The organism is Sporosarcina sp. FSL K6-1522, assembly GCF_038622445.1.
GTDB lineage: Bacteria > Bacillota > Bacilli > Bacillales_A > Planococcaceae > Sporosarcina.
In genome coordinates, this window is the sequence record NZ_CP152019.1 from 2,499,545 (window position 1) to 2,511,833 (window position 12,289).

The window sequence follows — 12,289 nt, forward strand, 5'->3', positions numbered from 1 at the left end:
ATTCAGTCATGGTTTATGGGACGCTAGTGATGACAGGCTTACTATACAAACCATGAAATAGGAGGAATATCGTGGTTTTAAAACAAATTGCACAGAAAATATCGGAAGACACAACTAAAATAATTGGTTTTCCAGTAAGTATTTCTGATGAGAATGGGTACTTAATAGGTGTTAACGACAAGAGACGTGTTGGAATTTACGACTATCTTTTAGCGGAGGTTATTAAAACGAAAAAATTAACATTCTTTGATGAACGGGCTGTCAAAGATTATCCCGATATATTTCCCGGTGTCGCAGGTCCAATTATTGTAAATGACCAAGTTTTGGGGGCGGTCGGAATACTTGGAAAAACCGGACAAGATAGTGAAACATCCAACTACATTCGTCTCGTTAAAAATCATATTGAAATGATTTGTCATGAAGCATTAATGAAAGAAATGAAATCATTGCAATCAAGTGCAGTGGATACACTCATTCACTACATATTAAACTATGAAAAAACACGGCATAACATAGAACAAATTACACGCTATGGCAATATGATGGGGTTTGATATTAATAAGGAACGACTATGTATTATTATTCAAATTAGCCGAGAAAATAACGTTGGTAATACGGAACCATCCCTACGGGCTCACGATCAATTTTATGAAACAATTAATGAAGTCTTTCATGTAAATCATCATGATATTACAGGCCGACTTACATTTGAACAATTTTGTATATTAAAAGTCGTTGGTGAAAATACCGAAAGACTATTCAATGATATTGAACGATACGCGAAAAAGCTTAATGATATTTTGTTGGAGAAACATAATGTGTTAGCGAAAATTGCTATAGGAAATCCTGGCAGTGGTATTGAAGGAATACAAAACTCATATAACAATGCACTTATAGCCTTGGAATCTAATGAAAAAACGCATCCAGAGCATTTTTTATTTAATTATAATGATTTCTCAAACAAGCTAAATATTATTATTAATACACTGCCCCAAAAATATTTTGAGCGTATTGCTTCTACGTTAGATCCTTTTATCAATCACAATAATTTCAAAGTGTTATCGGAAACTTTTAACATTTATTGTGAAAGTAAATTTAATTTAAGTGATGCAGCTCGTAACTTATACATTCATCGGAATTCATTGATTTATCGGTTGGAGCAAATTAAAAAAATAACGGGTATTGATATTAATGATTTTAATCATTGTATTGTTTTATACATTTACATAAAAAAACACCTTATTAATCATTCAGATTGAAGAAAACTTGTATAAAACGCACAATTTTATACGAAATTAAGAAATGAAATTTGTATATATTGCGAATAGTCTTCGATAAGAAAAAGACTTAGACTTAGAATTGTAAACAGAAATAACCAAAAAATCAGAATTACTAGAAAGCGTTTTCAAGGACAAATGAACTGGGGGGATTTGTATGAGAAAAAGATTACTTTTACTGTTTGCGGCAATTTTATTGTTACTACTAGCGGCTTGTAGTGATGGGGACGAGAAGGAAAAAGTGACTGTTTCAGGGGAAAAGGAAAACGGAAGTGGTGACGAGGAGTATGTACTAAGATTAGTACATTCACACCCACAAGCTTCCATGCATCATCAATATGTTGAGTGGTTTGATGAAGAAATTCAAAAACGTAGTAACGGACGTTTGAAAATTGAAGCATACTCTGATGGCCAGCTAATGCCGAGTGACCAAGAAATCCCGGCAATGCTTCAAGGACAAGTTGACATGGTACACTCAAGTTCAGCAATTGCCGGTAGTTTTGATCCAATTTGGTACTTCTTCGATTTACCGTTTCTATTTAACTATGACCCAAATGATAATGATGTCTATTTAGATAATAAAAAAGCGTTTATTGATAGTGAAAATGGTGGAAGAAAAGTTGCTGGAATTATGGAAGATAAAGGTGTTAAAGTTCTTTCGATGAGCTCGACGGATATGTACGGTACGATTTGGACTGGAGATGAAAAGAAGCCAATTACTAATCCAGAAAGTGCTAAAGGTTTAAAGATTAGAGTTCCAGGAGGACCAATTGCTTCTGACACGTTAAAATTGGTTGGTGCAAATGGAACATCAATTCCAGGGCCTGAATTACCAACAGCATTACAACAAGGTGTTGTAGATGGCATGATGATTGTCCCACTATACGTATACGACAATAAATTACCGATTAAAACGCAATCGCTTTATCCGTTAATCAGTTATGTGATGCCGGTAATGATCTCAATGGATAAGTTCAATTCACTACCGGAAGACTTACAAGAGATTTTAGTTGAAACAGGTAGAGATTTAGAAGAGTTTGCAGATAAATTAGTAAGAGAAAAAGGCGAAGATGTTTTCGAAAAACTTGAAGCTGATTTAGGTATCAAAACATACTATCCAACTGAGGAAGAAATTGAAGAATGGAAAGAAGCGACAAAGAGTATGTATGAAAGTTACGAAAAAGGTGAACCACGTGCTAAGGAATTAATTGAAGAAGCAGAGAGAATTAAAGAAGAAATGAAATAAATAGATAAATAAACTTCATACCAAGTTCCAAATTTGAAATTGGTATGAAGTTTATTGGTTATGTATAGAAATATATCGGAAATAAAATGTAGCGAATCACACTGCTCTTGAAGAATGAAAAGCATAGTAAAGGATAATAGAGGAGTTAAAAGTATGGGGAAAGTAAACATATTGGAAAAATTGATTAATCTAGCAGATAAATTGTTGGAATACTTCGCTATCTTTATGATAGGATGTAGTGTTTTATTAGCTTTTGTAAGTGTTATATTGCGATATGTATTTGGAGTTTCATACGAAATTTTAACGGAAATTTCAGTATATACGATTGTGTATGGTGTGTTTTTTTATATGGGACCACTAATTAGACAAAATGAACATATTAAAATGAGTGCATTACACGAGATCCTTAGCAAAAAAGTACTATCATATATTGATTTACTAATTAATATAATCCTTGCTTTAGTATTTGCCTTTTTAATCTATGGTGGATATGGCTGGTCATTTTCTTTACTAGACATGAAAATAAAAACTTTATCCGGTGGTATGTTGTTATTCGTTCCAGCGCTAGCGATTTTAATCGGAATGGTGATCGGATTAGTTTATTCACTATTAGAAATTATAAAAGGTGTAAAAATAATTAGCGCTATATAAGTTGAATTAATTATTCTCCAGCTGATTGGAGTGCAGAGCGGCGACTCCTGCGGGAACAGCGCGAGCTGAAAGCCCCGCAGGAACGCAGTGACGAGGAAATTGAAGCCGTGCCCGTGGAAAGCGTCCGCTCGGAACGGAAATCAGCGGGTAGTTGGATTATTTAATTTAATGTATATAGATAGAGGGTGGGGGTACGTATGGTTATATTAATTGGTTTAGTCATATTTTTAGCTTTTTTAATTATAGGGGCTCCGATATGGCTTAGTTTAAGTATAAGTGGAGGGACCATACTATTTGGTTTTTTGGGTCTACCTATCGAAACGGTTGTGTCTCAATTTTTAATTGCAACAGATAGCTGGATCTTATTGGCTATTCCGTATTTTTTATTGGCCGGTAATTTAATGACAGATTTAGGGATGGCTAATAGAATGTTGAAATTTATCACAAATTTAGTGGGTCATTTACCAGGTGGAATGCCTGCCGCGGCAGTAATGTCTTGTGTAATCTTCGGCGCATTATCCGGATCATCTGCAGCAACAGTTGTCGCTGTTGGGGCAATGGTTATTCCTCAAATGCTGAAACTTGGTTATTCAAAAGAACAAAGTATGGGTATTGTTGCAACTTCCGGTACTTTAGGACAAATGATACCACCTAGTGTGTATATGATTGTTTATGCATCAATGACTCAACAAGATGTCGCAACGATGTTTATGGCAGGAATTATACCGGGGCTTTTTATTGCAGTTGTATTAATTATTACTGCGATTATTGTTACATATAAAGAAAGACCAAAGATACAAGAAAGAAGTAATGCGAAAGAAATTATCAAATCCTTTTTCTACGGTTTGCCTTCATTATTAATGCCGGTTATCATACTAGGCGGTATTTATAAGGGGATATTCACACCGACGGAAGCTGCCGCAGTTGCGGTTGTATACGTTCTTTTCATTAGCTTGATTTTTAATCGTAAAGAATTCACAAAGAAAAATATTATGAATAGCTTTGTAAATTCAATGAAAACAACGACCACTATTTATCTACTACTATGTGGAGCAGTTTTATTTTCATCAGCATTAATGTTTGTACAAGTACCGGCTAAAATCACGCAATTTGTATCTGAGTTAAGCGTTCCAGGTTGGCTTATTTTACTATGTATTTTAGGATTGTATATCTTGTTCGGTATGTTCTTAGACGCGTTACCAATTTTATATATCACTATTCCGATTGTTTACCCTACTATTGTTGCATTAGGTTATGATCCAGTACATTTTGGGGTAATTACGGTAGCTTGTATGATGATTTCGCAAGTAACGCCACCAGTTGGCATTAGCTTATTTGTATTAAGTGGTCACTTTAAAGAAAAGGTAAGTACAGTTATGAGAGGATCTGTTCCGTATTTAATAGCGCTGGCTTTAGCTACCATTGTTCTTATCTACGTACCTTGGTTAAGTACAGTACTTGCAAAATAGATTTTTAGAAGGAGCATACCAATGTTAATGATTAGTGAAGAGGAAGTTCTAAAACATTATAGTATGAAGCAGTGCATAGAGGATGTTGAAAAAGCGTTTGAACTTTCTGGGAGAGCTGAAATTGTTACACCTTTTAGAACCATTTTGCATCACGATGATAAGGGGGCACATACATTATACATGCCTTCATTTATCCCAGAAATTAATTATTCTACTGTGAAAATCGCAAGTATATTTCCTGGAAATAAGGCGTATAACGTCCCGACAATCCAAAGCACGATCGTTCTTTCGGAATCAAAAACGGGCCAACATGTAGCAAATATCGCGGCATCTACATTGACGATGTTAAGAACAGGTGCGATAAGTGGAGTAGCGACGAGATACATGGCAAGAGAAGATGCAAAAAGTCTATCGGTGATTGGCTGTGGTGTTCAATCATTTGGTCAAATACTTGCCATTATGGAAGTTCGAGAGCTGGATAAAATTTATCTTTATAATCGAACAAAAGACAAAGCATTCGATTTAAAAGAAAAAGTAATGAAGCAACATCCTAATTGGAGCGGTGACATAATAATTGTCGATGATGTAAACGATGCTGTGAGTAAAGCGGATATATTGGTTTCGAGTACGTCGGCAAATAAACCGGTTTTTTCAGGTGAATATGTAAAACCTGGAACCCATATTAATGCTATTGGTTCATGTGAGCCGACTAAACAAGAATATGATGTGGCAACGTTACAAAAAGCAAGTAAAGTTGTCGTTGACACTTTGGAAGGTGTTACAGCAGAAGCTGGTGGGCTAATTATTCCTGACAAAAATGGAGAATGGTCAATGGAAAATATTTATAGTGAGCTGGCAGATATTGTTGTAGGTAAAAAGGTAGCGCGTGAAAACGATGAAGAGATTACTTTACTTGATTCGGTTGGAGTCGGTTTTTTAGATACGGTATGTGCGGCGTCCATATATCAATTACGCCGAGGCGAAATTGCGTCTAGATTTTGAATCGAGCTTGCTCGATTGACTCTTTTCAAAATCTGTGACATCCGCCGGAGGCTTCATCTTTGTTCAGCTGGCGTTTGAACACTCGCTAAACAGGAAAGCGAAACGGCATTTATCTGCCACCTATGGAGGTGGGAGTATTCTGTAGCTGACGCTTCGCTTTCAGTACAAAAAGATTTGCTAAATGAAGATGAAAGTTATAAAAATAAGGGAGATTCATAATATGTATATTAATGGGGAATGGATTCAAACTGATAATCAATTACGTATTTATAGTCCAGCGACCGGTGAATTGACTTACGAGGTATCTAATGGAACAGGAGAACATGTGCAGCAAGCAATCGATGCGGCTGATGAAGCATTTAAGACGTGGTCAAAAAATTCTGCCAAAGAAAGAGCCAATTATTTGATTGCTGTCTATAGAAAAATGGAAGAAAAGAAAGAGTTTTTAGCAGAAGTGATTACGAAAGAAATGGGAAAACCGATAAATGATGCAAGAGGCGAAGTCCAATCTTCCATTGAATATTTTAGATGGTTTGCCGAAGAAGCTCGTCGAGTCTATGGTGAGACAATCCCTTCTGATTCGCACGATAAAAGAATTGTCGTTATTAAGCAACCGATTGGTGTTGTTGGAGCCATCACGCCATGGAACTTTCCATTATCTATGGTTGCCCGTAAGGCAGCACCTGCGCTTGCTGCAGGATGTACGCTTGTTATGAAGCCGTCCAGTAAATCACCCCAATCAACAATAGAACTTGCAAAAATATTTGAAGAAGTTGGTTTGCCTCAAGGTGTTTTTAATGTTGTAATGGCTAATTCATCTGAAGTGACTGAAGTATTAATGGATAGCAAAAAAGTAAAAAAGATTACGTTTACTGGATCTACGGGCATTGGAAAATTGCTTATGGAAAAATCAGCAAAAACAGTGAAGCGTATTTCCATGGAACTTGGTGGTCACGCTCCTTTTATTGTATTTGAAGATGCAAATCTCGAACAGGCTGCCCAAGATTTATTGGCAACTAAGTTTAGATGTTCCGGCCAAATGTGTACGTCAACAAATCGTATTTACGTTCAAGATACGGTTGCAGAAAAGTTTACAGAGCTAATTGCAAATAAAGTTAGAAATTTAAAAGTAGGAAATGGTCTTCATGAAGAAACGAATGTGGGGCCTTTAATTGATCAAAATGCAGTAGCTAAAGTTCAAGAACAAATTGATGATGCTGTAAGTAAAGGTGCCCATAAAATTGAAAGTGACATGGAACTTTCTGAAGAAGAAAAAGCAAATGGCAACTTTGTTAAACCTACAATATTAACAAATGTTACGACTCAAATGAAGATTTATACAGAAGAATCGTTTGGCCCTGTTGCCCCGATTATTGTCTTTACATCTGAAGAAGAGCTTATGAATATGGTCAATCATGAGGACTATGGCTTAGCTTCCTATTTATATTCCGATAATATGTCTCGAATCATTCGCGTATCTGAAGCATTGGAATATGGGATGGTGGGCGTGAATGATCCACTTCCATTTGTCGTACAAAGTCCATTTGGTGGCGTTAAAGAGAGTGGAGTCGGCAAAGAAGGCGGACATCAAGGATTAGCGGCTTATCTAGAAGAAAAGTTAGTTGCTATAAAATATAATCTATAATCTGTTTAAGGAGACAGCATTTATGAACTGTCTCCTTATTAGATAAGCCCATGTATTTTTAGAAGTGTACGATATTAATTGAACTGATGATTCAAACATTCTCTAGCTGATGGAAGTCAGCGGTTAGTTGAATTTTTCATGTCAACTTATATGAGTTAATTTCATAATTAAACAATCAATACTAAAATCTGAACAAGGTTGATTTCCGCTTCAGGCGGACGCTTTCCGCGGGCACGGCTTCAATCTCCTCGTCACTACGTTCCTGCGGGGCTTTCAGCTCGTGCTGTTCCCGCAGGAGTCGCCGCCTTACGCTCCGATCAACGAAAATACTATGATATATTGACGAGTATTTTAATAAATCGTCGTCAAATTGCTCGTCTTTATTATCAGAATAAGTAATTATGAAATTGATTCATATAGTTTTTCTTCTGTTTAAAAACTGAATTTTTGAGGTGAAAATATGAGTATCGAAAATAATGAATACCCTTACTATTATTCCATGGGTGATTGTGCAATTGTGGCACAATTTGAAAATATTATAAGTATAGAGGTAAGTAGAAAAATACAATCATTTTTACATATGATTAAAAAACATGATATTCAAGGAATTACAGAGTTATTACCAGCGTATAACAATTTAACAATCGTCTATAATCCGATGCTTATCAAGTATGACGAACTGATTATGGAATTAAAAAAAATCGAGAAAGATATATCCGATGATATACAAGTAGAAAGTAAAACCGTTCATCTTCCAGTCGCCTTCGGTGGTGAATATGGTTTAGATATTGATGAGATTGCTGAACGAGCAGATTTGACATCTGCGGAAGTGATTAAAATGTTACATAGTAAAAGCTATTATGTATATATGATAGGGTTTATAGCTGGATATCCTTATTGTGGGAATATCGATGAGAAATTACGTTTTAAACGGCGCTCCAATCCTCGTATGAGTGTCAAAAAAGGGACAGTTCAAATTGCAGATAAACAGGTAGGCATCTTTACAATGGATGCACCATCTGGATGGCATTTAGTTGGTTGGACGCCTATGGAAGTTTTTAATCCACATCATTTACCTCCCGGGTTATTAAATGCAGGGGATTATGTAAAGTTAGAACCTGTTAGTGCGGATTTTGTACAATCCTGGGATGAAGAGAGGCAGAAGGAGTGGAATCGCGAATGGAATATGTAACGATCTTAAAACCTGGATTATTAACGACAGTACAAGATCTTGGAAGACGAGATTACCGAATTTACGGTGTTTCCATATCAGGTGTAATGGATCCACTCTCATTTCGCCTGGGGAATATTTTAGTAGGAAATAATGAAAATGCTGCTGCCATCGAAGTAACAATGATGGGACCTACCCTTAAATTTGAATCGAAGACGGCATTCTCTATTACCGGTGGTGATTTATCTCCGAAATTGAACGGGAATCGCATCGATATGTGGAAAGTTATTTTTGTTGAAGCGGGAGATGAACTAAGTTTTGGTAAACACGTTTCTGGTTGTCGATCATATATCGCTATAGCCGGTGGAATCAACGTTCCAGAGGTTATGGGAAGCCGTTCGACATTTACTCGTGGTAATTACGGCGGATATAAGGGAAGGGCATTAAAAAGAGATGATAAATTAAATGTAAATATACCTGATTTTGATATAAATCAATTGCAAGGTCGAAGGTTACGAGCGAAAGACATTCCGGTTTTCGATAAAGAACGTCCAATTAGATTCACAGCAGGTCCACATACAGACCGATTTGAAGAGAAGTCCGTCGAGCTTTTTTCAACGAGTACATATCGTTTATCAAATGCATCGGATCGAATGGGGTATCGTTTAGACGGCGAACAATTAACCCATAAAGAGGGTGCTGATATCATTTCCGACTTTATAGCACCGGGAACAATTCAGGTGCCAGGGAATGGTTTTCCAATCATTCATATGGCGGATTGTGGTACCTCAGGTGGTTATACAAAAATCGGCGTCATTATTACTAGTGATCTTCCTTATGTTGCTCAAAAAAAACCTGGAGATACTATCAATTTTCAAGTTTGTGATATTCAAGAAGCGCAAAATGAATTCCGGAAAATCGAGAAAACAATATATGATATTGAGTTAAATAATAAATTATTAATAAGAAATTAATAACCAACGATTGGAGTTGAAATTTAGTCCAATCGTTTATTGTTTAATAAAGGAGTCAATTTCACAATTTCCAAGGAGTGGTATGATGAATCGACCATCTACAGATGAATTAATCAACCTTATCGAACAAGAAATACCTAAAGAAAGAGTACTACGAAACTTAGCTGACCGTTACTCTTATAGTTACGATGCATCATTTGGTGAATACTTACCTGATCTTGTCGTACAAGCGCTAACGAAGGAAGAGGTTTCTTTTATCATAAAATTAGCGAATGAACATCGGATTCCAGTCTATCCTCGCGGCTCTGCTACTTCATTAAGTGGCGGTTCTTTAGCGGTAAATGGGGGCATCATGCTAGATATGTCGCAATTTGAAAAAAAGCTGATGATTGACCAGGAAAACTTATTAGCTATTGCGTCAGCAAGTGTGATTACAAGTGAAATTCATGAAGCAGCTGAAAATGTTGGTCTTTTCTACCCGCCAGATCCAAGTAGCTCACATGTATCGACAATTGGCGGAAATATATTGGAAAATTCGAGTGGCCCTAAAGGGTTGAAATATGGAACGACGAAAGAATATGTTATCGGTTTAGAAGTGGTTACACCGACAGGGGAAATTATTCGTACTGGAGGAAAAACAGTTAAAAATGTAACCGGGTATGATTTGACACGACTTATTGTTGGTTCTGAGGGGACTTTGGGTGTTGTAACGGAAGCAATCATTCGACTTATACCTAAGCCTGAGGACCGAAAAACCCTTTTGGCATCATTCGATTCATTAATTAATTCAGGAAAAGCCATCACGAATATACTGGCCTCGGGAATATTACCAAGTGCCATGGAATTAATGGATAATGCATGTATCGTTGCAGTCGAAAATTATATACCAAGCGGTTTACCAATCGAAGCAGAGGCCATCATCATTATTGAAGTAGATGGACATAAATCTGCAATACAAGAAGAAATCGATAAATGTGCAGAGGTATGTGAACGATTCAATGCGACGAGTGTAAAAGTAGCTAAAAACGAACTAGAACGTGAACAGATTTGGAAAAGCAGACGAATGGTCTCTCCAGCAATCACGCAAATAGGTCCAACGAAAATCTCTGAAGATGCAACGGTCCCAAGAAGCAAAATTCCTGAAATGATGGAAAAGCTCAGTGAGATTAGAGAAAAGTATAAATTAAATCTAGTTGTTTTCGGACATGCAGGTGATGGGAATCTACATCCGAATATTTTAACAGATAAACGCAATATAGAAGAGATGAAGCGTGTAGAAGAGGCGGTTAGTGAAATATTTGAAGCGGCAATCGAATTGGGAGGAACATTATCAGGCGAGCACGGCATTGGGACATTAAAAGCGCCTTATATGTCTTTAGAATTAGGCGAAGATGGACTAATGATGATGCAAAAAATAAAAGAGGCATGGGATCCGAATAATATTTTAAACCCGGGGAAGATCTTTCCGCAGGAAGGACAGACAAAGGTGGTATTAATTTAACGTGAAAACAGATGATATTGATACTAAGTACAGTGAAAAATTGTATGAATTGTCCTATGATGCTGCAAATATGTGTGTTCAATGTGGTTATTGTTTACCGGTATGTCCTACTTATTTAACGATGGGCAATGAGGCGCAATCCCCAAGAGGGCGCATTAATTTAGTGAAAATGGCAGCTGAAGGTAAGATTGATATTATAAATGATTTAAAAGAACCGATGGACTTATGTTTAGGGTGTCGGGCATGTGAAGTTGCTTGTCCTGTTAATGTTCCATATGGTGATATTTATGGAGCCGCATTGAATGTGATTGCTGAAAAGGAAAAAGCGACAAAGTCACCTCCTACGATGTCCGACAAATTATTACAAACAATGCTCAAAAATCTATTTCCTAAAAAAAATCGTCTGCGTACAGCAGGAAGCTTTTTATGGTTTTATCAATCGACAGGGTTAAGTAAAATAACACAAAATACTAAGATTGTGGAAATGGTTTCTAAACCGATGGGGCAATTTGAACGGGCCTTACCTAAAGTAGAATCACCGACTAAACGTTATAAATTTGGTGAGCATTATAAAGCTGTTGGAGAAAGGAAAATGATTGTCGCTTTTTTTCCAGGCTGTATAATGGATGCAGTTATGTCGAAAATTAATCGTCAATCAATTGAATTGCTACAAAAGTGTGGAATTGAAGTTGTCATACCTCAAAACATAACATGTTGCGGTGCACTCCATAGTCATCAAGGTGAAGTAGATGCAACAAAGAAATTGGCAAAACAAAATATTGAAGCATTTGAAGAACTAGGTGTCACGTATTTGATTAACAATGCTGGTGGTTGCGGAGCAATGTTACATGAATACGATAAATTACTCGCCGATGAACCTGAATGGAAAAACCGTGCAAACAAATTTGTTGATAGATCGAGAGATATTACTGAAGTATTGGCTGAAATTGATGATATTCCATACGAAAAAGAATGGCAAGGTGTGATCACTTATCAAGATTCTTGCCATTTACGAAATGTTCAAGGAGTCGTTGATCCACCGAGAAAATTATTAAAGTCCGTTCCGGGTGCAACATTTGTAGAGATGAAAAATAGTCATTTATGTTGTGCCTCTGGTGGAATATATAATTTACTGAATTTTGAAGAATCAATGGAAATTTTAGATGAGAAAATGCTACACGCAATAAAAACTGAGGCAAGTACAATTGTTACCACAAATCCAGGTTGTTTATTACAAATGCGTTTAGGAATTGAACGTAGTGGCGTAAAGAATAACATGCAAGGACTTCATTTAATAGAAGTAATAGCAGAAGCGTGTGGAATCAATTAAAAAAGTTGGGGATAGTTTAAGTG

Annotated in this window: 10 protein-coding genes; all 10 read left to right on the forward strand. The window is 36.5% G+C overall.

All coding sequences use genetic code 11. The annotated features are described in order from the left end of the window. The first annotated feature begins 71 nt into the window (after positions 1–71). A complete protein-coding gene (locus tag MKY34_RS12250; protein WP_342510944.1) occupies positions 72–1,259 on the forward strand; it encodes a sugar diacid recognition domain-containing protein in 1,188 nt (395 codons plus the stop codon). Positions 1,260–1,434: 175 nt separating this feature from the next. Continuing rightward, entirely contained in the window at positions 1,435–2,523 is a 1,089-nt protein-coding gene (locus MKY34_RS12255; protein ID WP_342510946.1) for a TRAP transporter substrate-binding protein, read from the forward strand. 153 nt (positions 2,524–2,676) lie between these two features. Then, positions 2,677–3,174, forward strand: a complete 498-nt coding sequence (locus MKY34_RS12260) for a TRAP transporter small permease subunit (RefSeq protein WP_342510948.1) — start codon at positions 2,677–2,679, stop codon at positions 3,172–3,174. 197 nt (positions 3,175–3,371) lie between these two features. Then, entirely contained in the window at positions 3,372–4,643 is a 1,272-nt protein-coding gene (locus MKY34_RS12265) for a TRAP transporter large permease (RefSeq protein WP_342510950.1), read from the forward strand. Positions 4,644–4,664: 21 nt separating this feature from the next. Beyond that, the gene (locus MKY34_RS12270; protein WP_342510952.1) at positions 4,665–5,645 is read left to right on the forward strand and encodes an ornithine cyclodeaminase family protein; all 981 of its coding nucleotides are present in this window, start codon (positions 4,665–4,667) and stop codon (positions 5,643–5,645) included. A 181-nt stretch (positions 5,646–5,826) separates the two neighbouring features. Then, positions 5,827–7,290: an NAD-dependent succinate-semialdehyde dehydrogenase gene (locus MKY34_RS12275; RefSeq protein ID WP_342510954.1), complete on the forward strand. Its 1,464-nt coding sequence runs from the start codon at positions 5,827–5,829 to the stop codon at positions 7,288–7,290. A 460-nt stretch (positions 7,291–7,750) separates the two neighbouring features. Then, positions 7,751–8,482: a 5-oxoprolinase subunit PxpB gene (gene pxpB / locus MKY34_RS12280; protein ID WP_342510955.1), complete on the forward strand. Its 732-nt coding sequence runs from the start codon at positions 7,751–7,753 to the stop codon at positions 8,480–8,482. After that, positions 8,470–9,435 (forward strand): biotin-dependent carboxyltransferase family protein, encoded by a 966-nt coding sequence (locus MKY34_RS12285; protein WP_342510956.1) that lies wholly within the window; start codon positions 8,470–8,472, stop codon positions 9,433–9,435. The genes pxpB and MKY34_RS12285 overlap by 13 nt, the downstream gene beginning before the upstream one ends. 85 nt (positions 9,436–9,520) lie before the next feature. Continuing rightward, positions 9,521–10,936, forward strand: coding sequence for an FAD-linked oxidase C-terminal domain-containing protein (locus MKY34_RS12290; protein ID WP_342510957.1), 1,416 nt, complete (start codon positions 9,521–9,523; stop codon positions 10,934–10,936). A gap of 1 nt (position 10,937) precedes the next feature. After that, the gene (locus MKY34_RS12295; protein ID WP_342510959.1) at positions 10,938–12,266 is read left to right on the forward strand and encodes a (Fe-S)-binding protein; all 1,329 of its coding nucleotides are present in this window, start codon (positions 10,938–10,940) and stop codon (positions 12,264–12,266) included. Positions 12,267–12,289 lie beyond the last annotated feature (23 nt).

Bases quoted from the DNA above. Each gene is read 5' to 3' on its own strand.
- MKY34_RS12255 (WP_342510946.1), top strand. From the start codon at position 1,435: ATGAGAAAAAGATTACTTTTACTGTTTGCGGCAATTTTATTGTTACTA.
- MKY34_RS12260 (WP_342510948.1), top strand. From the start codon at position 2,677: ATGGGGAAAGTAAACATATTGGAAAAATTGATTAATCTAGCAGATAAA.
- MKY34_RS12265 (WP_342510950.1), top strand. From the start codon at position 3,372: ATGGTTATATTAATTGGTTTAGTCATATTTTTAGCTTTTTTAATTATA.
- MKY34_RS12270 (WP_342510952.1), top strand. From the start codon at position 4,665: ATGTTAATGATTAGTGAAGAGGAAGTTCTAAAACATTATAGTATGAAG.
- MKY34_RS12275 (WP_342510954.1), top strand. From the start codon at position 5,827: ATGAAGATGAAAGTTATAAAAATAAGGGAGATTCATAATATGTATATT.
- pxpB (WP_342510955.1), top strand. From the start codon at position 7,751: ATGAGTATCGAAAATAATGAATACCCTTACTATTATTCCATGGGTGAT.
- MKY34_RS12285 (WP_342510956.1), top strand. From the start codon at position 8,470: ATGGAATATGTAACGATCTTAAAACCTGGATTATTAACGACAGTACAA.
- MKY34_RS12290 (WP_342510957.1), top strand. From the start codon at position 9,521: ATGAATCGACCATCTACAGATGAATTAATCAACCTTATCGAACAAGAA.